General features: G+C 42.9%; 30 protein-coding genes. All 30 read left to right on the top strand.

The window, feature by feature from the left end:
* Positions 1-8: 8 nt before the first annotated feature.
* The 30 genes from flxB to N8A86_RS10460 all read left to right on the top strand — a co-directional run bounded on the left by flxB (position 9) and on the right by N8A86_RS10460 (position 26591).
* Positions 9-761: a flexirubin biosynthesis SDR family reductase FlxB gene (gene flxB / locus N8A86_RS10605; RefSeq protein ID WP_273565358.1), complete on the top strand. Its 753-nt coding sequence runs from the start codon at positions 9-11 to the stop codon at positions 759-761.
* 141 nt (positions 762-902) lie between these two features.
* Entirely contained in the window at positions 903-2153 is a 1251-nt protein-coding gene (locus N8A86_RS10600) for a beta-ketoacyl-[acyl-carrier-protein] synthase family protein (protein ID WP_273565357.1), read from the top strand.
* Complete coding sequence (locus N8A86_RS10595) at positions 2131-2373, top strand: phosphopantetheine-binding protein (protein WP_273569056.1); 243 nt, start codon at positions 2131-2133, stop codon at positions 2371-2373. Before N8A86_RS10600 ends, N8A86_RS10595 begins: the two co-directional genes overlap by 23 nt.
* 20 nt (positions 2374-2393) lie before the next feature.
* Positions 2394-3311, top strand: coding sequence for a lysophospholipid acyltransferase family protein (locus tag N8A86_RS10590; RefSeq protein ID WP_273565356.1), 918 nt, complete (start codon positions 2394-2396; stop codon positions 3309-3311).
* Between the two features lie 126 nt (positions 3312-3437).
* Positions 3438-4364 carry a dialkylrecorsinol condensing enzyme DarA gene (locus N8A86_RS10585; RefSeq protein WP_273565355.1) on the top strand — a complete coding sequence of 309 codons (927 nt, stop codon included), beginning with the start codon at positions 3438-3440 and terminating at the stop codon, positions 4362-4364.
* Positions 4364-5497, top strand: coding sequence for a dialkylresorcinol biosynthesis protein DarB (darB, locus tag N8A86_RS10580; RefSeq protein WP_273565354.1), 1134 nt, complete (start codon positions 4364-4366; stop codon positions 5495-5497). Before N8A86_RS10585 ends, darB begins: the two co-directional genes overlap by 1 nt.
* Positions 5497-5934 (top strand): hotdog family protein, encoded by a 438-nt coding sequence (locus N8A86_RS10575; protein ID WP_273565353.1) that lies wholly within the window; start codon positions 5497-5499, stop codon positions 5932-5934. Before darB ends, N8A86_RS10575 begins: the two co-directional genes overlap by 1 nt.
* Positions 5935-6048: 114 nt before the next feature.
* Positions 6049-6510, top strand: coding sequence for a hotdog family protein (locus N8A86_RS10570; RefSeq protein WP_273565352.1), 462 nt, complete (start codon positions 6049-6051; stop codon positions 6508-6510).
* The gene (gene DarG, locus N8A86_RS10565; RefSeq protein ID WP_273565351.1) at positions 6507-6911 is read left to right on the top strand and encodes a flexirubin biosynthesis protein DarG; all 405 of its coding nucleotides are present in this window, start codon (positions 6507-6509) and stop codon (positions 6909-6911) included. The genes N8A86_RS10570 and DarG overlap by 4 nt, the downstream gene beginning before the upstream one ends.
* Positions 6901-7908 carry a BtrH-related acyltransferase DarH gene (gene darH / locus N8A86_RS10560; RefSeq protein ID WP_273565350.1) on the top strand — a complete coding sequence of 336 codons (1008 nt, stop codon included), beginning with the start codon at positions 6901-6903 and terminating at the stop codon, positions 7906-7908. The genes DarG and darH overlap by 11 nt, the downstream gene beginning before the upstream one ends.
* A gap of 164 nt (positions 7909-8072) precedes the next feature.
* Positions 8073-8816, top strand: a complete 744-nt coding sequence (locus tag N8A86_RS10555) for an ABC transporter ATP-binding protein (RefSeq protein ID WP_273565349.1) — start codon at positions 8073-8075, stop codon at positions 8814-8816.
* Positions 8809-10077 (top strand): ABC transporter permease, encoded by a 1269-nt coding sequence (locus N8A86_RS10550; protein WP_273565348.1) that lies wholly within the window; start codon positions 8809-8811, stop codon positions 10075-10077. Before N8A86_RS10555 ends, N8A86_RS10550 begins: the two co-directional genes overlap by 8 nt.
* Positions 10055-10504 carry an acyl-CoA thioesterase gene (locus tag N8A86_RS10545; RefSeq protein WP_273565347.1) on the top strand — a complete coding sequence of 150 codons (450 nt, stop codon included), beginning with the start codon at positions 10055-10057 and terminating at the stop codon, positions 10502-10504. The genes N8A86_RS10550 and N8A86_RS10545 overlap by 23 nt, the downstream gene beginning before the upstream one ends.
* Entirely contained in the window at positions 10497-11648 is a 1152-nt protein-coding gene (locus N8A86_RS10540; protein ID WP_273565346.1) for a beta-ketoacyl synthase N-terminal-like domain-containing protein, read from the top strand. The genes N8A86_RS10545 and N8A86_RS10540 overlap by 8 nt, the downstream gene beginning before the upstream one ends.
* 128 nt (positions 11649-11776) lie before the next feature.
* The gene (locus N8A86_RS10535) at positions 11777-12847 is read left to right on the top strand and encodes a methyltransferase (RefSeq protein WP_273565345.1); all 1071 of its coding nucleotides are present in this window, start codon (positions 11777-11779) and stop codon (positions 12845-12847) included.
* Positions 12848-12896: 49 nt separating this feature from the next.
* Complete coding sequence (locus N8A86_RS10530; protein WP_273565344.1) at positions 12897-13511, top strand: 3-oxoacyl-ACP synthase; 615 nt, start codon at positions 12897-12899, stop codon at positions 13509-13511.
* Positions 13511-13768, top strand: a complete 258-nt coding sequence (locus N8A86_RS10525; RefSeq protein ID WP_273565343.1) for a phosphopantetheine-binding protein — start codon at positions 13511-13513, stop codon at positions 13766-13768. Before N8A86_RS10530 ends, N8A86_RS10525 begins: the two co-directional genes overlap by 1 nt.
* A gap of 35 nt (positions 13769-13803) precedes the next feature.
* Positions 13804-15003 (top strand): beta-ketoacyl-[acyl-carrier-protein] synthase family protein, encoded by a 1200-nt coding sequence (locus N8A86_RS10520; RefSeq protein ID WP_273565342.1) that lies wholly within the window; start codon positions 13804-13806, stop codon positions 15001-15003.
* Entirely contained in the window at positions 15000-16073 is a 1074-nt protein-coding gene (locus N8A86_RS10515; protein WP_273565341.1) for a beta-ketoacyl synthase N-terminal-like domain-containing protein, read from the top strand. The genes N8A86_RS10520 and N8A86_RS10515 overlap by 4 nt, the downstream gene beginning before the upstream one ends.
* Entirely contained in the window at positions 16067-16843 is a 777-nt protein-coding gene (locus N8A86_RS10510; protein ID WP_273565340.1) for a polysaccharide deacetylase family protein, read from the top strand. Before N8A86_RS10515 ends, N8A86_RS10510 begins: the two co-directional genes overlap by 7 nt.
* Positions 16844-16919: 76 nt before the next feature.
* Positions 16920-17501, top strand: a complete 582-nt coding sequence (gene lolA2 / locus N8A86_RS10505; RefSeq protein ID WP_488226205.1) for a flexirubin biosynthesis/transport protein LolA2 — start codon at positions 16920-16922, stop codon at positions 17499-17501.
* Positions 17482-18090 (top strand): flexirubin biosynthesis protein LolB2, encoded by a 609-nt coding sequence (gene lolB2, locus N8A86_RS10500; RefSeq protein ID WP_273565338.1) that lies wholly within the window; start codon positions 17482-17484, stop codon positions 18088-18090. The genes lolA2 and lolB2 overlap by 20 nt, the downstream gene beginning before the upstream one ends.
* Complete coding sequence (locus N8A86_RS10495) at positions 18090-18677, top strand: porin family protein (RefSeq protein WP_273565337.1); 588 nt, start codon at positions 18090-18092, stop codon at positions 18675-18677. Before lolB2 ends, N8A86_RS10495 begins: the two co-directional genes overlap by 1 nt.
* A 4-nt stretch (positions 18678-18681) precedes the next feature.
* Positions 18682-19050: an ApeI family dehydratase gene (locus N8A86_RS10490; RefSeq protein ID WP_273565336.1), complete on the top strand. Its 369-nt coding sequence runs from the start codon at positions 18682-18684 to the stop codon at positions 19048-19050.
* Complete coding sequence (locus N8A86_RS10485; protein ID WP_273565335.1) at positions 19051-19539, top strand: hypothetical protein; 489 nt, start codon at positions 19051-19053, stop codon at positions 19537-19539.
* Between the two features lie 219 nt (positions 19540-19758).
* Positions 19759-20925 (top strand): DUF2062 domain-containing protein, encoded by a 1167-nt coding sequence (locus tag N8A86_RS10480; RefSeq protein ID WP_273569055.1) that lies wholly within the window; start codon positions 19759-19761, stop codon positions 20923-20925.
* Complete coding sequence (locus N8A86_RS10475; RefSeq protein ID WP_273565334.1) at positions 20918-22672, top strand: MMPL family transporter; 1755 nt, start codon at positions 20918-20920, stop codon at positions 22670-22672. Before N8A86_RS10480 ends, N8A86_RS10475 begins: the two co-directional genes overlap by 8 nt.
* Positions 22656-24602, top strand: a complete 1947-nt coding sequence (locus N8A86_RS10470) for a 1-acyl-sn-glycerol-3-phosphate acyltransferase (protein WP_273565333.1) — start codon at positions 22656-22658, stop codon at positions 24600-24602. Before N8A86_RS10475 ends, N8A86_RS10470 begins: the two co-directional genes overlap by 17 nt.
* 4 nt (positions 24603-24606) lie before the next feature.
* Positions 24607-25056: a hypothetical protein gene (locus N8A86_RS10465; protein WP_273565332.1), complete on the top strand. Its 450-nt coding sequence runs from the start codon at positions 24607-24609 to the stop codon at positions 25054-25056.
* Positions 25053-26591, top strand: coding sequence for a phytoene desaturase family protein (locus N8A86_RS10460; protein ID WP_273565331.1), 1539 nt, complete (start codon positions 25053-25055; stop codon positions 26589-26591). The genes N8A86_RS10465 and N8A86_RS10460 overlap by 4 nt, the downstream gene beginning before the upstream one ends.
* Positions 26592-26643 lie beyond the last annotated feature (52 nt).

Genomic DNA, 26643 nt, shown 5'->3' with positions numbered 1-26643 from the left:
AGGAAAAAATGGAAGAGAAAATAGAGAAGCAAAAATACGCTCTGGTAACAGGTGGTTCCCGCGGCATCGGCAGGGCAGTTTGTGTACAATTGGCCCAAGACCTCGATTACCAGATCCTGATCAATTATAACGGCAACCGAAAGGCCGCGGAAGAAACCTTAAAATTGGTGGAAGCCGAAGGCGGAAAAGGCGAACTCCTCCAATTCAATGTGACCGATGCCGAAGTGGTCAAGTCCGTTTTCGAAAAGTGGCACGAAGACCATAAGAACGCCGTAATAGAAGTCATCATAAACAACGCAGGCATAACCAAAGACGGACTTTTTATGTGGATGCCGCCCGAAGACTGGTCCTCGGTCATCGACACCAGCCTCAATGGGTTTTACAACGTAACCAACGCCCTGATTCAAAAACTGTTAGTCAACAAATACGGACGCATCATCAATATGGTCTCCGTATCGGGATTGAAAGGTACGCCCGGACAGACCAACTATTCCGCTGCAAAAGGGGCGGTCATCGGAGCGACCAAGGCGCTGGCGCAAGAAGTCGCCAAAAGAAATGTAACCGTAAACGCCGTGGCACCGGGTTTTATCAAAACCGATATGACCGAGGAATTGAACGAACAGGAACTGAAAAAAATGATTCCCGCTAACCGTTTCGGTACCGCAGAGGAAGTGGCGCATATCGTATCTTTTTTGGCCTCGAACAAATCATCTTACATTACGGGGGAAGTTATTAATATTAATGGGGGTATTTATTCCTAGGCCCTTGGTAGTTTCAGGTGTTAGATTCTTATACAATCATGGTCAACTGCCTTCCCATCATCCACAATTTTCAATCCAAAGAACCGTTAGCTTCCAGAACTTTATTATATTAGATAGCACACCAAAACCTACAAAGCGAGAATGAGGAGAGTTGTACTAACGGGCATGGGCATCTATTCGTGCATCGGCAAGAATCTGGAGGAAGTCAAAAATTCGTTGTACGAAGGAAAATCGGGCATCGTATTTGACCCGAAACGCGATGAATTCGGTTTTCGCTCCCCTATAACGGGCTGGGTCGATGAACCGGATCTTAAATCCCTATTGTCAAGACGGCAACGGATCAGTATGGGCGAAGAAGCGCAATACGCCTATATGGCAACTATCGAAGCCCTTGAAAATGCCAAAATAGATCAAGATTTTTTGGATGCCCATGAAGTAGGTATCCTTTTTGGAAATGACAGCACGGCGAAATCGACCGTGGAATCAGTAGATATTATGCGCGAAAAAGGCGATACGACCTTGGTAGGTTCCGGAGCGATCTTTAAAGCGATGAACTCCACCGTTACGATGAACCTTTCCACCATCTTCAAACTCCGGGGTATCAATTTGACCGTAAGCGCAGCCTGTGCGAGCGGTTCGCATTCCATAGGCCTCGCCTACCATTTGATCAAAAGCGGATTGCAAGATTGCATAATCGCCGGCGGCGCGCAAGAAATCAACCACCTGGCCATGGGCAGTTTCGACGGCCTTGGTGTTTTTGCCATGAACCCCGAACATCCAGAAAAAGCTTCTCGGCCTTTTGATAGGGATAGAAACGGACTCGTACCCAGCGGTGGCGGTGCTAGTCTTATCATCGAAAGTTATGAATCGGCCGTAAAACGTGGTGCACCGATTTTGGGCGAAATCGTGGGCTATGGGTTTTCATCCAACGGAGATCATATTTCTACTCCTAACGTTGAGGGACCTTCGCGGGCGATGAAACGTGCTTTGGAGGATGCCAATTTACCCGCTTCGGCCATAGAATACGTGAACGCCCATGCGACTTCGACCCCGGTGGGCGATGCGAACGAGGCCAAAGCCATTTTTGAGGTTTTTGGGGAAACTAATCCTTATGTAAGTTCGACCAAATCGATGACAGGCCACGAGTGTTGGATGGCGGGTGCTAGCGAGGTCATTTATTCCCTATTGATGATGCAACATTCCTTTATCGCGCCCAATATAAACTTGGAAAATCCGGATGAAGATTCCCAAAAATTAAACCTCGTAGCAAAAACCCTAAATAAAAAAATTGATGTATTTTTGTCCAATTCATTTGGGTTTGGGGGAACCAATTCCGCTTTGATCATAAAAAATGCTAGCGAAAATGATAATGACAAAGGAGGTTATTATTGAGAAAATCGATGCCTTTCTCATCGACGAGTTTGAGGTAGAGGAAGAAGCACTATTGCCAGAAGCCCATTTAAAGGATGCCTTGGATTTGGACAGCTTGGATTTTGTCGACCTAGTAGTTGCGGTCGAGAGCAACTTCGGTATAAAATTGGTAGGCGAAGATTTCGTAAACGTACATACCCTTCAGAACTTTTACGACCTCATCGAAAGAAAGCTGGGCTAATCGCTTACAAAATCAAAAAAATGGCCACGGAATGGGAAGGAAAATCCAGGGGAACCCTTTTAGGATATAAAATCTACATTTTCTTTCTTAAGAATTTCGGCATCGGGGCGGCCTACTTTCTCCTCCTTTTCGTGATTTGCTACTACGTGTTATTTTCCCCAAAAAGCAATCGCGATATTTACACCTATTTTCGAAAAAGACAAGGATTTTCCAAAGGAAAAAGCCTTTTGAACGTCTATAAAAGCTATTATACCTTCGGAAAAACATTGACCGACAAAGTGGCTATTTCGACCGGACTCCGTGAAAAGTTCACCTATACCCATGACGGTATCGAGCATATCGACAACCTCCTCAAAAAGAACCAAGGTGGTATTTTAATCAGTGGCCATGTGGGCAATTTCGAGATTTCACACTATTTTTTGGAAGACCGGTATTCCATCTCAAAAATTAGTATGGTTACCACCCACGCCGAGCACCAGAACATTCAAGAGTATATGGATCGAATTTCCGTTAAATCACACCTGAAATTCATTGTGGTCAAAGAAGATATGTCACATATCTTCGAGATACACAAAGCCATCGATGACGGCGGATTGGTGGTTTTTACCGGAGACCGCTACCTGCCCGGCGCCAAAACGTTGACCGAGACATTTTTGGGCAAGGAAGCAGATTTTCCCATAGGGCCCTATCTGTTAGCGTCTCGACTGAACATGCCCGTATTGTTCGTATATTTCATGAAGGGTGCCAAACGACATTATGACCTTTATGCCCGCACAGCAGAATTCAAGGCCCGGGACGCACAGGGACTTTTGAAAGAATACACCGAAAGCATGGAATGGATCCTAAAAAAATATCCCTTGCAATGGTTCAATTATTTTGATTTTTGGAAAGACAGGGGAAGTACGAAATACGAGGTACGAAATACGAAGGGAAATTAATACTAATTCGTGGTCCATATTGTCTCTGCGAAACTCTTTTTTTCTGTGAAACTCCGTGAAATAGCTATACCAAAGAGTTGCACGGATGGCCACAGAGTCACACAGAGAAAAAGTGAATAAACGAAAATGAAGGAAATACTGATCATACACTATTCCCAAACCGGGCAGCTAACAACCATTCTCGATAACATCGCCAGTACTTTAATTAGTAACAATATTAATATTTCACGATTTGAAATCGTTCCCGACCCTGATTATGAATTTCCTTGGAAGCCCGAAAATTTTTACGATTCGTTTCCCGAAAGCTTCCTTCAGATTCCGCAGGGGTTTCATCCTCCCGAGGAAGACCTCCTGAACAAAAAATATGATTTGGTGATCTTAGGGTACCAGGTCTGGTTCTTGACGCCATCTATTCCTATCAATTCCTTTCTAAAATCCGACTTTGCAAAAAAAATCCTAAAAGATACTCCCGTAGTAACTGTGGTGGCGTGCCGTAATATGTGGATCCAGGCACAGGAAAAAATGAAGAGGATATTGGCGGCAATCGATGCGAGACTTGTCGGCCATATTTCCTTGGTCGATCGTAACATCAACCATATTAGCGTCTTAACCATTCACTATTGGATGATGACCGGTAAAAAAGAACGGTATTTGGGCATTCTCCCCAAGCCCGGGGTTTCCGATAAAGACATCAAAGAGGCTTCCAAATTTGGCATTCCTATTAGAGAATCCCTCATTTCCGACGACTTTTCGAGCCTTCAGGAAAACCTTCTAAAATTGGATGCCGTGCGCGTAAATCCATTTTTGGTGCGTACCGATGAAAGGGGCAACGTCATCTTCTCGAAATGGGCCAACCATATTATCAAAAAGGGCGGTCCGCAAAACCCGGAGCGTGTAAAATGGATTGGTTTCTTCAAATATTATTTGCAATTTGCCATCTGGGTCATAGCACCAATAGTTTTTATCGTATTTTTGCTGACTTATTTGCCCATGACCCCGAAGCGGAATAGGGAGAAAAAGTACTATTCTTCGGTGTCGTTAAAGGAGAATTGATGAAGGATGTTTATATAACACGAATTGCCAAATTTTTGCCTAATAAACCTGTTGATAACGAGCAGATGGAAGAAAAGCTCGGTGTTATTGACGGGAAGGCTTCCAAAGCACGGCGCATTGTCTTGCGTAACAATAAAATAAAGAACCGGTACTACGCCATCGACGAAAACGGCAAGGTCACGCACAATAATGCCCAACTGACCGCTGCAGCGGTGGAAGCACTTTGCGATGCCAATTTTACCACCCAAGATATCGAACTGTTATCTTGCGGCACTTCTAGCCCCGATCAAATTTTACCTTCCCATACCAGTATGGTCCACGGATTTCTAAAAAACCGGAATATGGAAATCAATTCGGCCTCTGGGGCATGTTGTTCTGGCATGAACGCATTAAAATATGGGTTTCTTTCGGTAAAGGCGGGCCAATCAAAAAATGCGGCCTGTGCAGGTTCTGAACGCACTTCTACATGGATGAAGGCAGATGTATTCTCAAACGAAGTGGAACACCTAAAGAAATTGGAGGAAAGTCCAATTTTAGCCTTTAACAAAGAATTTTTACGTTGGATGCTCTCCGACGGTGCCGGTGCATTTTTACTGGAAAACGAAGCCAAAGGGGAAACCCCTTTAAAAATAGAATGGATTGATGGCTATTCATATGCACATGAAATGGAAACCTGTATGTACGCCGGTGCCGACAAGGAAGCCGATGGACATTTAAGACCCTGGAGCGAATTTCCTGCAGAACAATGGGGCAAAAAAGCCCTTTTTGCCATGAAACAGGACACCCGACTTCTAGGAGACAATATCCTTCAAAAAGGAGTGGACAGTTTAAAACAGGTCTATCAAAAACATAACATCGGCCCTGATGATGTGGATTATTATCTACCGCATATTTCATCGTACTATTTCAAACAGGGATTGTACGACGAAATGAAAAAACAAGGTGTGGAAATGCCATGGGAAAAATGGTTTTTGAATCTTGAAAATGTAGGCAATATCGGAGCGGCCTCCATTTATGTGATGCTGGAAGAATTGGTGGCCTCCGGAAAGCTAAAAAAGGGCGATAAGATTCTCTTTCATGTTCCTGAAAGTGCCCGTTTCTCCTATATGTATGCTTATTTGACTGTTTGTTGATGACCGATTCGGGAAACATAATCGCCGACGGAGATTTTCTCCAGACCTTGATTCCCCAAAAAAATCCGTTTGTTATGGTCGATACCCTGAACGATTATACCGAACAATACATTGTATCGAATTTCACTATCCCAAAAGACAATATTTTAGTATCAAAAGATCATTTTTCGGCACTGGGCCTCATTGAAAACATGGCCCAAACGGTTGCGTTGCATACTGGCTACAAATACTATCTAAAAAAAAAACCGGCACCAACGGGTTATATCGGAGCTATTAAAAAAGCCGAAATCTTTCAATTGCCCGAAGTATCCAAAACCTTGGTTACCACAGTTGAAATACTGTATGATATCATGGGGGTAACCTTGGTACAGGCCAAAGTGGAATGTGAGGGAGTCACGCTCGCATCGAGTGAAATGAAAACTGCCTTGGCACAATAATGTTTTATGATATATTCAAAAATCAATTTTACAGACCATATTCATTTCTCCTACGGGAGAAACGGGAAAGAGGACAATCAAAAGCACTGTAAAATTGATTTTTGAACCACATAAATGAAAAAAGCCCGCTACAATATCAACATCAAAAACTTCCTGCCGCATCGCGAGCCGATGTTGATGGCCACAGTGACTCCCTATTTAGATGAGGATTCCGTTGTTACCCATTTTGAAATAACCGAGGATTGTATCTTTTTGAACTCAAGCGGAAAACTCTCCGAAACCGGACTTATTGAAAATGCCGCCCAAGCAAGTACCGCCATCGTAGGCCAAAGTTATTTTGATGATGAAGACCTTGAAGGGGCGAGCAATAAAATTGTAGGATATATCAGTGCTATTAAAAAAGCTGAAATCCGTAAACTTCCTGGTGTCAACGAACTTTTGGTAACCAAGGCCCAATTGATATCCCGTTATGATACGGGTACGATGAGCATGTGTACCGTGGAAGCTGCTACTTTTAGAAATGATGATTTAATCGTAGATTGTACTTTCAATTTTTTGATTCACGAGGTAGAATGAAAAAGAAGGAAGTCCCGCAAGACAAGAGCAAACTTGAAAAGGCCAAAATCAAGGATATGGTGTATGCCGTAGACGAAAACGGCGAATACGTGACCGAACTAAGCACAGGTTGGGAACCCAAGACCATCGCCTTGGACAATGCCATCAAGGTTATCGAGGAACGGGTCGAGGATGCAAGGCAACGTGTCTTAAAAAACGAAACAAGTCCCATAGAATATTATATGGAAAAGGCCAAAATGGACCTACCCATATTAGCGAGTTACGTCGGACTTTGGCAATGTCGTGTTAAACGACATTTTAAGCCTTCGGTCTTTAAAAAAATAAACGGGAAAACACTACAGAAATACGCCGATGTTTTCGAGATATCGATTGACCAACTAAAGAACATCAATGAAGGATAGCTTACAGATTGATTTTGCCCACAAACAAACTGCCCATTGTGAAAACGGCGTAGTTTCCAATCTAATGCGCCATAACGGATTCGAGGTAAGTGAACCCATGGTTTTCGGTATAGGATCAGGGCTCTTGTTCAGCTACCTTCCCTTTATCAAAGTAAATTACGCACCTGTATTTACCTATCGTGTGATTCCCGGTCTTGTCTTTAGCCGCTTCGCCAAAAGGGTCGGGGTCAAAATCAAACGGGAAAAGTTCAGCAATCCGAAAACGGCAAAGGCTCGACTGGACGAGAATCTCAGAAACGATAACCCCGTTGGGCTGCAGGTCGGGGTTTATAATCTAATTTATTTTCCCGATGAATACCGGTTCCATTTCAATGCGCACAATATGGTAGTGTACGGTAAGACCGAAAATGAATATCTCATCAGTGATCCCGTAATGGAAAGCGTTACTACGCTGACGGACCGACAATTAGAGAAAGTCCGTTTTGCCAAAGGAGCCTTTGCACCCAAAGGACATATGTATTACCCTACCTCGTTTCCCGAAGAATTGGAACTTGAAAAAGCGATTGTCAAGGGCATAAAACACACCTGTAGGGATATGACGGCCCCTGTACCCATTGTCGGGGTAAAGGCCATGCGCTGGGTGGCAAAGAATATCCGTAAATGGCCTGCACAATTGGGCGCTAAAAAAGCCAATCACTATTTGGGCCAGATCGTACGTATGCAAGAGGAAATCGGTACGGGGGGAGGTGGCTTCCGATATATCTATGCCGCATTTCTTCAGGAAGCTTCGGGCGTATTGAACAATGAAAATCTTAAGGAATTCTCCAAAGAAATGACCGAAATCGGGGATGCTTGGCGTGATTTTGCCTTGGATGCTTCCCGGATTTACAAAAACCGGAGCGGCGAAAGCGATGGCTATAACAAAATCGCGGACCAACTCTATGAAATTGCCAGACGTGAGGAAGCTTTTTTTAAGAAGTTGAAAAAAGCAGTTTAATGCATATGTAAATACCTCGGGGAAAGCCCACGAGGCATTTAAAGGAAAAGACATTTTGATTTCGAGGCCTTCGTCCGCCGAAATGGCAACATGAAGGCGGGCAAGCCTCGGAGCATTTAAATCTCGATTATCGAGTAAAATTCCCCATATGGGGCTAAGGGGCCATGATCCAAATAACCCAACTCTCCAAAAAATACAAAGGTGCCGAAGACTACTCGGTACATAACTTAGATCTAGCGATTCAAGAAAAGGAGGTTTTCGGATTACTAGGGCCAAACGGAGCAGGAAAGACAACACTGATCTCGATGTTAAGTTCGTTGCTCAAACCCACTTCAGGTTCTTTTTCAATCGACGGATTGACCTATCATAAAAACAATGCCCAACTTAAACAATTGATCGGTATCGTTCCACAGGAATATGCACTATATCCTTCGTTGACCGCCTATGAGAACCTGCATTATTTTGGAAGCATGTATGGTTTAAAGGGGAATTCCTTGAAAGAAAACATCCAACAGCATCTCGAAACATTGGGACTCTCACAGTTCACCCACAAAAAAATAGCCAACTTTTCGGGAGGCATGAAACGGCGTATCAATTTGATCGCCAGCATTCTTCACAAGCCAAAAGTGTTGTTTTTAGACGAACCTACGGTGGGCGTTGACGTACAGTCGAAAAACGTAATCATCGATTATCTAAAACAATTGAATACTGATGGCACGACCATTCTCTACACTTCGCACCACCTAAACGAAGCGGAACATTTCTGCACGCGTGTCGCCATCATCGATTTAGGAAAAATCGTGTGTAAAGGAAAGCCTGCCGAACTCATTGCCCAACAAAAAGGAGCCAAAAATCTCGAAGAGATCTTTTTGTCCCAAACCGGAAAAGCATTACGGGACTATGCATAAACTATGGGCCTCGACATACAAGGAACTTCTGTTGTTGACCCGTGATTTGGGGGGATTGGCCATCTTGTTTCTAATGCCGTTACTTTTGGTCATCACGATTACCACTATTCAAGATGGTACGTTCAAGACGCTAATAGAATCCAAGATTTCTATTTTGTTGGTGGATAAGGACAAAGGAAAGGTATCCGAAAACATTCAAAAAAATCTAAAGGGTTCCGAACGTTTTGAAATAATATTGAAATCCGATGAAGGCGAGGCAAAAAATTTGGTGCAGACGGGAAAGTATCAGTTGGCCATTATTATCCCTGAAAACTTATCCAACGACCTGAATTTGAAAATCTCGGAAAACGTCGAAGGAATCCTCGAAAAATTCGGTGCGAAAGAGGAAAATATCCCATTGGTAAAATCAAAACTGAAACCCAAGGAAATCAAGCTCTACTTTGATCCGGCAACGCAATTCTCATTTCGGAATTCCATCAAAAGCGGCATCGACCAAATGGTCTCCAAAATTGAGACCCAAACCATTTACAAAGCCTTTCAGGAAGAGTTGACCGACGATCCGTCAGAAGAAATTTTCGATACCGAGCCCTTTTTGACTTTTACTGAAATAGTGCCTTCGGAAGCTGAAAAAGAGGTTATTCCGAACTCCACGCAACATAATATTCCCGCATGGACCCTCTTCGCCATTTTCTTCATCATTTTGCCATTGTCCATCAATATGGTCAAGGAGAAAAACCAAGGTACTCTTGTGCGTCTACGGACGAATCCTGTATCCTATACGACGGTTTTGGGCGGAAAAACAGTCATTTTTTTGAGCGTGGCATTGATACAGTTCGCATTGATGCTGCTTGTCGGCGTTTATCTTTTCCCTCTTATTGGACTCCCAAAACTGGATGTTTCGGGCAAACTACCGCTTCTCTTTTTCGTTGCTTTTTTTGCCGGGTTGGCCGCGGTCGGTCTTGGTCTTCTATTGGGCACCATTGCCAAGACACAGGAACAGTCCGCTCCTTTCGGGGCAACCTTTGTAGTTATTTTGGCCGCTTTGGGCGGGGTCTGGGTACCAGTGTTTGCCATGCCTAAATTCATGCAAGTACTCTCTAATATTTCCCCTATGAATTGGGGTTTGAATGCATTCTACGACGTATTCCTAAGAAATGTCGCGCTCAAAGAACTGCTACCCGAAATCGCTTTGTTATTTTTGTTCTTTGTTGCAACCACAGTAATCTCCATTATATATAATGAGCGAAAGAACGCAGTCTAAAATCAAAAAAGAAATCAGCCATACGAGCGAAGTCCGGGTACGTTTTTCGGAGTGTGATCCGTTGGGCATTGTCTGGCACGGCAATTACATCCAGTTTTTTGAGGATGGGCGCGAGACCTTCGGTCGCCATCACGGCATCTCGTATCTGGATCAAAAAGCGAACAATTTTTCGACACCGATAGTTTCCTCAAAATGTGAGCATAAATTGCCTTTACGTTATGGCGATGTAGCCAAAATAAAGACCACCTATATCGATTCGCCGGCCGCTAAAATGATTTTCAGATACGAGATCTTGAATCCAGATGGGGCTGTGGTCTGTACCGGCGAGACCGTTCAGGTATTTGTCGAACTGGACGGGGAACTGTCTCTGGTACTTCCCGATTTTTTTAGAGAATGGAAGCAAAAAGTAGGCCTTTTGAATGAATAGCACCTATCTCTCACATAACAATATTATTTCGTCACTAGGTTTTGAAAGCGAGACTGTCGTAGATAAAATTTCAAAGGAAATCTCTGGACTGCAATTGGTCGACGACCCAAAAATAGTAGACCGCCCCTTCTATTCGTCCATGATTCCGGCAGATGCCCTACAAGAAGCGTTTACTAAACTAGACATTCAAGAACGCCATACACGATTGGAAAAGATGATGCTAGTTTCGCTCGATAAAACCCTAAGCACATCGGGACTTGAATTGACCGACCGGGTCGGACTCATTATTTCGACGACCAAAGGCAATATCGATGTGCTGGATTCAGAAAGCTCTTTTCCAAAAGAACGTGCCTATCTCAGTGAATTGGCCCAACGGCTAAAAAATCATTTTCGATTTAAGACAGAACCTTTGGTGCTTTCCAATGCCTGTGTTTCTGGGATATTGGCGATAGCTGTAGCAAAACGTCTCATTCATCAAGATAAATTCGACCATGTTTTTGTCGTAGCGGGAGATTTGGTCACAAAATTCATCATCTCAGGATTTAACGCTTTTCAGGCACTGAGCGAAGAACCTTGTCGCCCATATTGCAAAACCCGTTCGGGCATCAATATCGGGGAAGTCGCGGCAAGCGTTTTGGTTACGAAAGATAAAAATGTATTGGTGCCGGAATCGGTCGAGATTTTGGGCGAAGCTTCCTGCAACGATGCCAACCATATTTCAGGACCCTCCCGAACAGGTGAAGGATTGTACCGAAGTGTTACCAAAGCTTTAGAACAAACTCGTCTATCCCACAAAAACATCGATTATATTTCAGCCCATGGTACCGCCACCATGTTCAATGATGAAATGGAGTCCATCGCATTTAACCGTGCCGGTCTGGGCGAAATACCTTTGAACAGTTTGAAAGGATATTTCGGCCATACACTTGGCGCATCGGGACTTCTGGAGACCATCATCGGCATGCACGCATTACATCGAAATACCCTATTTGCGTCCAAAGGATTTCGAGAATTGGGGGTTTCCGAACCTTTGAAAATCATCCAACAAACTACTTCAAAAGAGATACATACGTTTTTAAAAACGGCTTCAGGGTTTGGGGGGAGTAATACGGCAGCCGTTTTTAGGAAAATTCAATTTATATAGTGCTGTAAAATATTCAAAAAATACTCCTTTTCCAGTATTTCGACTCTCAAAGCGAATAGCTATCTTTCGGGTTTCCTAATTAAGCTACATTCCCTAAATTTGCCCGCTGCAAAGATTTTCAATTCATAATGGCCAAAAAACCCATAAAAGCTATCAAGGCGCTTGAAGAAGCGCAAAAAATCGCTTTTGCTCCTTTTGTATTCCAGACTACGGTCTCGTTGCGCAAACTGGGCGTTTTCGACTACCTTTTTGAAAACGATTCCGATGGTGGTGTTACATTAGAGGAACTCTCCAAAGCACTTTCCATAAGTGAATACGGACTTAGCGTGCTTTTGGAAATCGCCGAAAGTTCGGATATCGTAAGTACAAATGAGGATAGTGGCTATGAACTGACCAAAATCGGTTATTTTTTGAACTATAACAAAATGACCGAGGCCAACCTGAACTTTACGCAAGACGTTTGCTATCAAGGTCTTTTTCATTTGCACGAGGCCATACAGACCGGAAAACCGGCCGGGTTGAAAGAACTGGGTCCATGGCCGACGGTTTATGAAGGGTTGTCACAACTTCCTTCAAAAATTCAAGAATCGTGGTTCGCTTTCGACCATTTTTATTCCGATGAAATTTTTGGCGAAGCGTTGCCGTTGGTATTCCGACATCAACCGAAAACACTTTTTGATATTGGCGGAAACACGGGCAAATTTGCCATACTTTGCGCTAACTATGATCCAGATGTTGAGATAACGATATTTGATCTTCCCGGGCAATTGTCAAAAGCCCTCGAAAATGCCAAGGAGAACGGACTTGAAAATAGGATTTCAGGACAGGAAATCGACTGGCTTTCCGAAAATCCGAGGATTCACGAAGGTGCCGACACAATCTGGATGAGCCAATTTTTAGATTGCTTTTCGAAGGAAGAAATACTGAAAATCCTGAAAATTTGTGTACAGTCGATGGATGATTCCGCAGAATTGATCATCATCGAAACCTATACCGATCGTCAAAAATTCGACAATGCCAGATTTACGTTGGAAGCGACATCTTTATATTTCACGGCCTTGGCAAACGGAAACAGCAAAATGTACAAAGCGACCGAATTTCAGGAGTTAATCGAAAAAGCGGGGTTGATCTTAAAAGAAGACCTTCCCGTCGGGGAATTCCATACCATGTTCGTGTGCGGAAAAGATAGTAGTCGTTAGACTTTAGACGGTAGTTGGTCGGAATTCTTAAAAACTTGAAACAGTTTCCTTGAACAAAAATAACCACATAAAAAGCTATTGCCATATCAATGAAGGGATTGTTTCATTGAACGGAAAGGCGGTTTATGAAAATATTTCCCCTGATTTCGCTTCCTTCATAAAATCGGCATATCATCATTTTGAGACGGATTATTCCAAATTTTTCAAAATGGATAATCTGAGTAAATTGGCTTTTATGGCAGCGGAGGTACTCTTGCAAGAAAAGAGTTCCCCTGAACAAGAACGGAATATGGCGATAGTTTTATCGAATAGGGCATCGAGTCTTGATACCGATAGAAAATACCAAGAATCCATAGCGGACGAAAACAATTTTTATCCGAGTCCGGCAGTATTCGTTTACACGCTGCCCAATATTTGTATAGGCGAAATTAGCATACGGCATAAACTGCATTCCGAAAATAGTTTTTTTATCTTTGATGCGTTCAATGCTGACTATATAAAGGAATATAGTGACAGTTTATTGGACACGGAAAAAGCGGACGAAGTACTCTGCGGATGGGTCGATTTTGATGAAGGTCGGTACGAAGCATTTTTATATATCGTATCACATCAAGGAAGCCATCTACATACCAAAGAAGAAATAACCAGATTATATTTGACCTGATGAGCGAATTGAAACAAGAATTGAAGGAAAAAATCATAGAGCAACTCAACTTGGAAGATGTTGCCATTGAGGAAATCAAGGATACAGACCCCCTTTTCGGGGAAGGGTTGGGCCTAGATTCCATCGACGCATTGGAACTGATCGTAATGCTCGATAAGGACTATGGCATCAAGCTGGCCGATCCCAAGGAAGGTAAAAAAATATTCGAGTCGGTCGAAACCATGGCCGGCTATATCGCGGAACACAGAAGTCGATAGCATTTTTCTCGGTTCCCTTCCGTATAAATTCAAAAATGAACAAAGGCGTAGCAATCACGGGAATGGGCATCATTTCGGCCATTGGCAACAATGTGGCGGAAAACTACGCATCGCTTATCAGTGGAAAAAAAGGAATTTCCAAAATTTTCCAAATCGAAACCGTTCATAAAGATGAAATCATGGTCGGCGAGATCTCCGATACCAATCCCGTTTTGGAAAAACGGCTTGATGTTTCCGAAAACCAATGGTCCCGCACGGTTCTCATAGGTTGTCTAGCCGCTGAGGAAGCCCTTAAAAATGCGGTAATCACCAAAATAAACGATGTGCGAACCGGACTCATTTCAGGCACCACGGTCGGCGGTATGGACAAATCCGAACAGTATTTCTACGATTATTTTGAACACCCAGAAGTCCGCCAGCATATTACGGGACTGCATGCAGGCGATTCCACCAAAAAAATAGCCAAACATCTTGGTCTGGAAGAAAGTTTCGTAACCACCATCAGTACGGCCTGCTCCTCTGCGGCCAATGCCATTATGTTAGGAGCGCGGATGATTAAATCCGGTCAATTGGATCGGGTCATCGTCGGGGGTACGGACTGTCTTTCAAAATTTACCATCAACGGTTTTAAGACCCTATTGATTTTATCCGATACCTATAGCGCACCCTTTGATGATAATCGCAAGGGGCTTAATTTAGGAGAAGCCGCAGCCTTTCTTGTTCTAGAATCGGATGAAATGGTCAAGAAAGAAAACAAAAAGGTGTTGGCCTATGTAAAAGGCTACGGAAATGCGAACGACGCCTATCATCAAACGGCATCTTCGGAACACGGCGACGGTGCGGTTCTGGCCATGGAAAAGGCGTTGAAAGTCGCGGGAATGCAATCTTCCGATATCGATTATGTCAATGCTCATGGCACGGCAACGCCCAACAACGACTTGTCAGAAGGAAGGGCATTGATCCGTTTATTCGATGAAAAGGTACCGGAATTCAGTTCCACAAAAGCCTTTACCGGACATACGTTGGCCGCCGCTGGAGGGGTCGAGGCCGTATATTCAGTTTTAGCACTCCAAAACAACATCATGTTCCCAAACCTGAACTATAAAACCCAAATGAAGGAATTCGATCTGACTCCGATTACTCAAGTGACCAAAAAACCCTTGCGGAATGTTTTGTCGAATTCTTTTGGCTTTGGAGGGAATTGTTCCACGCTTATATTTTCCAAAGAAGCATGAAAAAATCGGTCTATATCAACAGCGTTGGGTCGGTTTCTGCACAGAAAACATTTGACAATTCACATTTTTTGGAAGATATCTTTAACCATAATGATACGGTTCTGAGTATCATCGCACCCGATTACAGAGAATATATTCCGCCCGCGGCGGCGCGAAGAATGGCTAAAGGCATCAAAATGAGCACGGTCAGTGCCAAGACCGCCATGACGGAAGCAGCTTTAGAAGAAAACGAAATCGATGCCATCATTGTCGGCACAGGTTTGGGCTGTATCGGCGATTCCGAAAAATTCGTCATCGATATTATCGACAATGACGAACAATTTTTGACCCCGACCCGATTTATACAGTCCTCGCACAATACCGTTGCGGGACAAATCGCATTGGGTATGGGCTGCAAGGGCCATAATTTTACGTATGTGCATTCTGTGATTTCCTTTGAATCCGCTGTTTTGGATGCAAAAATGCAACTGGAAAACGACGAGGCGAATCATATTCTGGTCGGTGGAGTCGATGAGCTCGTCGACCATCATGTGGATACCCATCGCTTGATCGGACATATAAAACAGGAAGCGGTCGAAACGATGGCGGTACTGTCTTCAGGCACCCAAGGAGCTGTTTTTTCAGAGGGCGCTCATTTTTTTGTGCTTTCCAACGAGAAAAGACCTTCTTGCTATGCTGAATTACTGGCAGTGGAGACTTATAATACCCTTTCTCAAGATGAAGTTTCAGAAAAAGTAGCATTATTTCTATCGAAAAATAAGTTTACCCTCGATACTGTCGATGTTGTTATTTTGGGAAATAATGGCGATGTTGAATTTGATGGCTATTACAACGAATTGGCGAAAGGAATTTTTAAAAATACCTGCCAAGCCTATTTCAAACACTTGTCGGGCGAGTTCGATACCGCCTCGGGATTCGGGTTTTGGCTGGCCAACCAGATATTGAAACATCAGTACGTTCCAAAGGCGGTTCGTTTGAATTCCGTGGAAACTACTTCGCCGAAAACCATATTGATCTACAACCAATATAGAGGGGAAAACCATAGCCTCACGCTCCTCCGTAAATGTTGACAAGAAGGGTAATCAATCCCGTAGCCATCCTCATTTTTTTGGGGTTGATCGCCCTTGATTTTTTCGTTGCCATTCCTATTTGGGGTTATTCCATTGTTGTTTTGTTATGGTTTTTGACAACTCTTTTCGGTTCGTTTTTTATTCGATGGAATTATCATTTGACTTCCCTTCATTCCAACAAAAAGATTTCTGAAAATTGGGTAGCCATAACTTTTGACGATGGGCCGAATCATGCATTCACTCCCAAAGTTTTAGACCTTCTAAAACACTTTGAGGCCCAAGCGACATTTTTCTGTATAGGGGAAAACATTGTAAAAAACCCCAATATCCTAAAGGAAATAATTGCCAATGGCCATTCCATAGGAAATCACACCTATTCCCATTCCAAGACCTTCGGCTTCTTTGGTTTGGAAAAAGTGAAAGCCGAATTGCTAAAAACCAAATCCGTTGCTAAAGATTTAACCGGACGGGAAATGAACCTCTTCCGTCCGGCATTCGGGGTTACCAACCCTATGGTCGAGAAAGCCGTAAAACAACTGAGACTTACTTCCGTCGGATGGAACATCCGTTCATTGGATACCACGCCCCGCTCCAAAGAAATGGTATTCAAACGAATAACTTCGAAACTTTCCAAGGGCGATATTATATTGCTACACGACACCAGCGAGAAAACAGTCGCCGTTTTGGAACGGTTATTGGTATTTTTGAAGGAGAAGAACTTGGAATCGGTTACTGTTGAGCGATTGTTGGAAATTGAAGCATATGGGTAAGTTGAAACAACATTTTATTTTCATTTCAGCGAAAGCAGGAATCTTTTATAGCTTTATATTACTTTTTTTTGGGGCCATGACCCTCTCCGCCCAGACCAAAATGACCTCTGCCGAGGCGGAACACCTAAAAACGAAGGTCAAGGAACAGGCAGAGACCACAAACACGATTACCAGTAATTTTACGCAATACAAACACTTGGATTTCCTTTCCAACGACATCGAATCAAAAGGGAAACTGGCCTTTAAGTCGCCAGATTTAGTAAAATGGGAATATGTACAACCTTATGCCTATTCCATCATTTTTAGAAGCCAAACGCTTTACATCAATGACGATGGCAACAAAAGCAATATGGATGTCGGGGGAAACAAACTTTTTACGCAGCTCAACCAATTGATCACGGCCAGCATTCGTGGCGATCTGTTCGACGATGCGCAATTTAATATGGAGTATTTTAAGAACAATGAAAACAGCTTGGTTCACTTTTTTCCGAAAGATGACCAGTTCGCGGAGTTTATCAAGGCATTTCATTTAACTTTTAATGCAGTCGGGGAGGTCATCGAAGTAAAAATGATAGAACCTTCAGGTGATTACACCCATATTGTTTTCAGCGATCGAAAAACGAACCAACCCCTTTCCGATGCGGATTTTGCTCAGTAGCCTCTGCCTGTTTTTGTGGGCGGGGTGTGCTTCCTATCCTAAAAAACAAGGTTTTGTTCCCTTGGAAACCGTTCCAAAAACAGTACTGAATCCCTATTTTTCAGATACTGATAAAGATTATGTGTACAAAACCAAAATAGATGCTTTTGATAAGTCGTTTGGGGGTATTTTAATCGTCAAAAAAATAGCCAGTGAACACCATCGCATCGTTTTTACGACCGAATTGGGAAACACCATATTTGATTTTGAATTCAAAGGAGAAAGTTTGAAAATCAAACGTATTTTGCCCGAAATGGACAAAAAATTGCTCATAAATGTGTTAAAACGTGATTTTTTAGTCTTAATCCGGAAAAATTCGAAAAGCTTGGATTCCTATTTTAATGAAGAAAAGACGATGGTCGAGTCCGTTCTACTATCCAAAAAACATTATTATACTTTTGAAGACGGCACCTTGCAAAAAATAGTACGAACGGGCAATGGAAAAGAAAAGGTAACTTTTCTGTTTTCGGGAATAAATGATAACATTGCAGAAGCAATTGAGATTTTGCACAATAACGTTAAGCTTAAAATCAATTTAAAAGCACTTTGATGAAAAGGTCGATCGTGGCATTTTTAGCACTATTTCTTTCGTTCTCACCCATTGCGATGGCCCAAGCCAGGCCCGGCATCAAAATGGGTCTTAACAGCTCGAATATCAGCAAAACAAGGCTCGACAATAAAACGGGGCTCTACATAGGTGCGTTCGTGAAAATTCCTTTTGGCGATTATTATGCGTTGCAGCCCGAATTACTTTATTCCAATCAGGGTGGTGCTTCGAATTCGACTGAGTACGGAGATATAAAAATCAATTATCTCTCTATTGGCGTTCCGAACAAATTCTATGTGAGCAAAAACGGTGGGTTCCATTTTATGATCGGTGCCTGTCTTGATATTAATCTAGAAAATAATTTCGTCAGTTTTACAAACGGGAATATCGACGGAGAAATATCACCTATCGATATCGCCGCTATGGGAGGCATCGGCTACGAATTCGATTTCGGACTGAGCTTGGAGGCCCGCTACAAACAAGGCACTATTAGCGTTGATTTCTTCGGTGCCGACGATTTATATGAAGAAGCGGGTAGCAACCTAAATGGCGTTTTTCAGATTGGGGCCGCCTATAAATTCAAACTTTGACAAAATGCTCATAGAAGGACTGTATTCCATAATCGATTTTAATCAAGAGGATAGCAGCGTTCATGCATCCGTAAAACTAAACAAAGATCACGAGGTGTTCAAAGGTCACTTCCCCGGAAATCCTATTTTGCCCGGTGTCTGTACTATTCAGATTATCAAGGAACTTACGGAGAAAGCTTTTGAGAAAGAGCTATTTCTATCCGTGGTCTCCAATGTCAAGTTTATGGCCATCATCAATCCTGAAAATAACGAAACGCTTCAATTTAAATTGGACTTTTCGGAAGTCGAAAACCAAATAAAAGTGAAGAACACCGTAAGTTTTGATGAAACCTTGGCACTAAAGTTGAACGCAAGTTTTAAACAAATGAGCTAAATGAAAACCTTGATCTCATTACTGCTTTTTGCTGTGTTCTGGAGCTTAGCCCCCGAACTTTCGAAAGTGAGGACAGATTATCGAGAAGCCTCGAATAGCGAGGAAATGACCAAAAAACTTCACGACAACCTAATTTCCGTAAGCAAAAATGACGAAACGGTGTTAGTGGCCTACAAAGGAGCCATAACCACGATGATGTCAAAATATGCGGAAGGCATCAAGGACAAAAAAACCTTTTTCAAAGACGGTAGGGAACTTTTGGAATTTGCCGTCGAAACAGTTCCCGAAAGCGTTGAAATCCGATGTATCCGTTTAAGCGTTCAGGAAAATGCCCCGAAAATCGTGGGTTACAAAAAGAACATTGTAGAGGACAAACAATTCATTTTAGATAACTACGCTTCCATGACCGATACCGGTGCCAAGGAATTTGTTAAGGGATATTCGCTACAATCCGATGCCTTTTCAGATGCCGAAAAGCAATTGTTTTAGGGTTTGCAATCGTTATCTTTGTAAATCAATAGCGTATGTGCCGAAGACCGGAATTGTCAGTCTGAGCGTAGTCGAAGACCTTTCATATACCAAACCATTTCGACTTTAGCCGGTCTTGAGCACAGTCGAAAGGCTCAATGTGACACACCTGTTCCTTCCGACAGTACGCTTCAAACGAACTAAGAAGTGCCGACCCCTACCCCACAACTCCAAGAAACCATGCAACAGCTCAAATGCTGTGTGCTGGTTCCGACCTATAATAATGCGGGGACTTTGGGGCGGGTGCTGGATGGCATTTTACGACAGACTCAAAATAGCATCGTCGTCAACGACGGATCAACGGACGGCACTACCGAAATTTTAAAAGACTATCCCCAAGTCCATCAAATTCATCTTCCCAAAAACAAGGGAAAAGGCAATGCCCTAAAAATCGGGTTCAAGGAAGCCCTGAAGCTCGGTTATGATTTTGTGATTACCATCGACTCCGACGGGCAGCATTTTCCCGAGGACATTTCAGTATTTCTGGAAGCATTGCAGAAAGAGGAAACCAAAAACGTACTCTATATCGGCTCGCGGAACATGCGGCAGTCCGACGTTCCCGGTTCTAGTAGTTTCGGAAACCGCTTCTCCAACTTTTGGTTTTGGTTCGAGACAGGCACTTGGTTACAAGATACCCAATGCGGGTTTCGTTTATATCCGTTAAAAGAAATCGAAAAGCTGAACCTGTACACCCCAAAATTCGAGTTCGAAATCGAGGTTATCGTCAAGGCCGCTTGGAACGGAACTTTGGTCAAAAACGTTCCGGTTAAGATTTCGTATGAAGATCCGGAAAGGGTTTCCCATTTTCGAAAGGTACCCGATTTTGCACGTATCAGCGTGTTGAACACCCTGTTCGTCATCGCTACGGTCTTCTACATCAAACCGCGAGATTTCTTTCGAAGGGTCAAGAAAAAAGGAATAAAAAAATTCTTCATGGAAGACGTTTTGGGAAGCAATGATTCTCCCAAGAAAAAAGCACTTTCCATTACCCTGGGTGTCTTCATAGGGCTGAGTCCGTTTTGGGGATTGCATACCTTGTTGGTGTTCGGCCTCGTGGTATTGTTCAAGCTGAACAAAGCGATTACCTTTGCGTTCTCGAACATCAGCCTGCCCCCTTTTATCCCATTTATCCTCTTTTTTGGTCTTCAGGTCGGCATCTGGATTACCGGAGAAAAGCTAGCTATTTCCTTTGACGAACTGACTGTCGCCGTGGCTCTAAAAAGTCTAAAAACCTACTTCATCGGATCTCTTGTTTTGGCAAGTGCGGTTTCCATCATTTCAGGATGCATCGGTTACATATACCTGATCCAAATGGCCAAACGAAAAATAGCCGTTGAAAATGGGTAGCTTTTTCTTTCGAGCCTACACGGCCATCGCCTCGAAAAAATGGTTGGCACTTCTGGCCCTGCTACTTTTACTTGCCGGTCTACTTGGAATATCGCGCCAAATCCAGTTCGACGACGATATTTCTTCCTTGATTCCCGCCAACGAAGAGACACAACGAATACAAAAAGTATTAAAATCCATTGCCTTTACGGATAAGATCGTGGTAAATATCCGAAAAGGGGACACAGGTTCCGTTGATGACCTAACAAAATATGCGATGGAATTTTTGGATAGCGTTGAAGCGAGCCAAGGAGAATTCATAAAGAACATTCAAGGAAAAATCGATGACGAAGATTTACCCAAAACCTTAGACCTTGTTTATAAAAACCTGCCGCTGTTTCTGGACGCTTCGGATTATGAGGCCATTCAACGCAAACTTTTCAGGGACAGTATTGCCAAAATAACCGCTGAAAATTATAGGACGCTGGTCTCTCCGACGGGAATCGTCGCCAAAAAAAATATCGTAAAAGACCCATTAGGACTATCCTTTATCGCTCTAAAAAAATTGCAACAACTGGGTTTTGGGGAAGGTTTTAAACTCAAAAAAGGATTTGTTCTCAATGAACAGGAAGAAAATATTCTCCTCTTTATTACCCCCACCTTCGGCTCGGGAGAAACGAACAAAAACCTACCTTTCTCAGAGGCTTTATATCGTATTCAGGATACCCTCAACACCAAATATGAGGCAAAAGCTCAGAGCGAATATTTTGGCGCGGCGTTGAGCGCAGTTTCCAATGCGACCCAGATCAAACGCGATATTCAGTTTACCGTGAGCATCGCGATGACCCTACTCATCGTCTTACTTATCGTATTCTACAGAAAACTGGCTCTCCCATTCATTCTCTTCGCCCCAACCGTTTTTGGAGGTTTGTTGGCCATCGCCTTTCTCTGTCTGATACGGGAAAAGATCTCAGCGATTTCTTTGGGCATCGGTGCAATTTTATTGGGCGTAACCTTGGATTACGGATTGCATATCTTGACGCACATTCGCAACGGCAAGGATATAAAAAATCTTTATAAAGAGGTCGCTCCGGCGGTTTTGATGAGCAGTCTGACCACGGCGTCAGCGTTTCTTTGTTTGTTGTTTCTGGATTCGCAAGCGTTACAAGATTTAGGTATTTTCGCGGCCGTAAGTGTGCTAGGGGCTTCTGTTTTTGCGCTGCTTTTTATTCCCCAAGTTTACAAGAGTAAAAAAGTTTCAACGGACAAAAGAATGATTCTTGACCGTTGGGCCAGTTTTGAATGGCACAAAAGCAAATGGGCCATTGGTTTACTTTCCGTCCTTTTTGTCATCAGCATTTTTACATATAGCAAAGTGATCTTTAATCAGGATATCGCCAAACTCAATTATGAGACACAGGCATTGCTCGATGCTCGCGACCGCCTCGAAAAACTGACGGATATCGGTTCAAAATCACTCTATTTATCCACCTATGGAGAAAATTTGGAGGATGTCTTGCAACGCAGCGACAGCCTACACCGGCAACTGGAACAACTAAAAGAAGAAGTCAAAATTGTTAGTTTTGGGTCTATCGGAACTTTGGCAAAATCCGAACGGACACAACAACAGAAAATCGGAGCTTGGAAGCAATTTTGGAATCCCGATCGAATCGATTCCCTGAAAAAAACCTTATCGAAAGTGGTTCTGAACTGGGGTTTAAGGAGAATACCTTTTCCCAGTTCTATTCCTTTTGAAGGCCGATTTTAAGCCTTTGGAACTATCCGATTTGGATGAAATAAAATCATTCTCTTTGGACGATTATGTGGTAACGGATGAAAACGGTACCACGATTACTTCGCTGGTCAAAATTGATGATGCGAACGCGGCCCAAATCCGCGAACAATTTGCGGATGTTCCGAATACCCTCTTCATCGACCGCCAAAACGTCAACGAGACCTTTTTGGGAAGTCTGAAAAATGATTTCAACCGCTTGCTCGGTTACTCGTTGATCGTGGTGCTTTTGATCCTGTTCCTGTTTTATCGAAGTATTACGTTGACCTTGATTACCAGCATTCCCATTTTCTTGACTTGGTTTTTAACGGTCGGTATCATGGGCCTTGTTCATATCGAATTCAACATCTTCAACATCATCATCTGCAGTTTTATTTTCGGCCTCGGGGTGGACTACAGCATTTTTACGACCAACGGATTGCTGACCGAATATCGCACCGGAGAAAAAATGTTGGTCACGCATAAAACCTCAATCATACTCTCCGTAATTACCACAATTGCAGGTGTTGGAGTTTTGGTTTTTGCCAAACATCCCGTTTTATATACAATTTCAATCGTATCGTTAATCGGTATTGGCTGCGCGATGTTCGTGGCGTTTACGCTCCAGCCTTTGTTGTTCCGGCTTTTTATCGGAGACACGAACAAAAGACCGATTACTCCGAGGTATTTGTTGCATTCCCTTCTGTCATTTGCCTATTTTGATTTAGGCGGATTGGTGCTTTCCGTGTATTCTTGGTTAGTGATGAAATTGAATCCGAAGGCGAGACTTAAACCACAACCCGGACTGCATAAAGCAACCTCGAAGTTTATGAAGTCGGTGTTGTACACCAATCCCTTTTTAACCAAGGAAATCAGGAATCCCAATAACGAAACCTTCGAAAAGCCGGCCATTCTGATTGCCAACCATGCCTCGTTTTTGGATATTCTGGCGATGGGCATGTTGCATCCGAAATTGATATATCTTGTAAAGGATCATGTATACAATTCAAAGACCATTGGCTATGCCGCGAGGTTGCACGGAGCCTATCCTGTTTCTGGAGGTGTTGAAAACGGCGAGTCCTATCTGCGCCAAAAAATGGCCCAGGGCTTTTCGATCATCGCCTTCCCCGAAGGATCACGTTCCGAAACGAATAAAATAAGACGCTTTCACAAAGGTGCCTTTTACTTGGCGGAACAACTCGGTCTTGACATCTTGCCGGTTTTGATCCATGGGTCTTCAGAAGTTTCACCCAAAGGCAGTTTCATTATCCGCGATGGAAGTATTACCGTTGAGATCTTACCAAGAATTACCCCTGATGATCCGCGTTTTGCAAAAAACTATGCCCAACGGCCCAAAGAGATAGGCCACTATTTTAGGTCGGAATTCAGACGGCTATGCAACGAAATAGAAGGAAAAACCTATTGGCACAAACTACTTTTGGAAAATTACCGACATAAAGGCGATGCTTTCTATAAAGCGGTCAAAAAGGATTTAAAAACGAATCAAGACCCCTATAAAACCATCCTAGAAGTCATCGGCGCAAAGGATACAATCATCCATCTTTCTGAGGATTTTGGGCAATTAGATTTGTTATTGGCCTTAGATTCCCACGACCGGAAAATTTATTCCTATTTGGAAGATGATGAAGCAAGGGCCATCCTTAAAAACAATTATCTCACACATAACTATAGTAAGATTACTGTTATGGATTCAGCCGATGATGCTTTGGAGATTCATGCAAATGTGTTGATCGTTAATTTGAAAGGTTTTGATGTGGCCTCCCCCAAAAAGGAAAAGTTGGCGGAAATCGGTATCTTGATATTGTTAAAATCTGGATACAAATCCGATATGTCAAGTTTTGAAGCCTATGGTTTCAAAATCGACAATCAAAATAATGACTTTGTAGTATTGACTTCAAATCAATAAACTTGTGGACGATAAGAAATTCATGTTCTGGCAAAAATGGTTGACTTATGCCAATGTCTTGACCGTTGTGGTTGGGCTTCTAGTTGCATTTGCGGGAAATTCCATTTTCTTCGATATTCATAACGATTATACCAGAGAGGTATTCTTTCAATCAAATGAATTTCAGTCTGATGTACTGGATTTCAAAAATTGGCTTTTCGGGATTATCGGTGGAACCATCGTCGGTTTTCACATCTTAATGATCATGATTTCAGAAAATTCCTTTAAAAAGAAAGAACTTTGGGCATATAAGGCCATGTGGTATGGAATATTGTCTTGGTTTTTAATCGATTCCGGAATCTCCTTGTATTATGGCGCCATCCACAATGTTGTTATTATTAATTTGGTTGCCTTAATTTTAATTGGTTTGCCATTGATCGCCACCAGTAAAGAATTTAAAAAAGAGCAAAGATGAAACCCCATTACGATATCGTAATCATAGGCAGCGGAATGGGCGGCCTGGTCGCGGCCAATATTCTGGCGCGCGAGGGGAAATCGGTCTGTGTGCTAGAAAAGAACAACCAGTTCGGCGGCAACCTTCAGACTTTTGTACGCGAAAAAACCATTTTCGACACTGGGGTACATTACTTAGGCGGACTTACAGAGGGTCAAAACCTTTATCGCTATTTCGATTATTTAGATATCCTCGACGGACTCCATTTTAAAAAGCTGGATGAAGACGGTTTTGATATCATCACATTTGATGATGACGATACCGAATATCCACATGCGCAGGGGTATGAGAATTTTGAAAAAACATTGGTGCAAATATTTCCGGCGGAAGCGGAAGCGATTCGCACCTACTGCGCCAAATTACAGGAGGTTTGCCAAAAATTTCCGCTGTACAATCTGGAAGCGGGCAAACCGTACCATCAAGATTCCGATTTGTTCCAACTTGGTGCAAAATCCTATATAGATTCCTTGACCAAAAATAAGCGCTTGCGCGCGGTGCTGGCAGGTTCCAATTTATTGTACGCCGGAGAGCCGGAAAAAACGCCGTTTTATGTGCATGCCCTTTCGGTCAATTCATTTATCGAAAGCGCTTACCGCTGTGCCGATGGCGGCAGCCAGATTACCAAATTGCTTGTCCGCAGGTTAAAAGAAAACAGTTGCGATGCCTTTAAGCATCAAGAAGTCGTCCATATCAATATCGAGGATAAAAAAGTAGTTTCCGTGACCACTAAAACTGGGGAAGAAATCAAGGGAGACCTTTTCATCTCGAATATCGACCCGAAACTGACCTTAAAATTGACCGGAGAGAATCATTTCAGAAAATCATTTACACACCGTATCGAAGAAATGGAAAGTACCGTTTCGGCCTTTAGCATCCATATCGTTTTAAAACCGAAATCTTTCAAATACCTGAACCACAACTATTACCATTCTAAAGACCTTGATGCGGTTTGGAATAGTCATAACTATACCCAAGAAAACTGGCCCTTGAGCTATATGGTCTCCATGGGCGCACGCAAAAATCAGGACGAATGGGGCGAACAATTAACCGCCATCGCCTATATGCGCTATGATGAGGTTTCCCCTTGGGCCGATACGTTCAACACGGTCGCCAATAAAAATGACAGGGGCGAGACCTATGCGGAGTTCAAAGCTAAAAAGACCGAAATTTTCCTGAACGAACTTGAAAAGAAATTTCCAGATATTAGGGAATGTGTTCAATCGATATATACCTCGACACCATTGTCGTATCGCGATTATATTGGGTGCAATCGTGGGTCGATGTATGGTTATGTCAAGGATTATCAAAATCCCTTGAAGTCATTTATTTCGCCAAGGACGAAAATCAACAACCTATATTTCACAGGACAAAGTCTCAACATGCATGGTATTTTGGGTGTTACTATTAGCGGGGTAGTTACATGCTCGGAAATTTTGGGTGCGGAATATTTGTTGGATAAGATAACCAAAGGGGATAAAAAGGTCGAAACGGCTTAATGTAGTTATCGGGTTATTAAGGCAGCAAAGAATAACAAAAGAAATCTGAAAA

It is taken from the genome of Maribacter halichondriae, from assembly GCF_027474825.1.
GTDB lineage: Bacteria > Bacteroidota > Bacteroidia > Flavobacteriales > Flavobacteriaceae > Meishania > Meishania halichondriae.
This window is presented reverse-complemented; position numbering and strand designations above follow the sequence as displayed.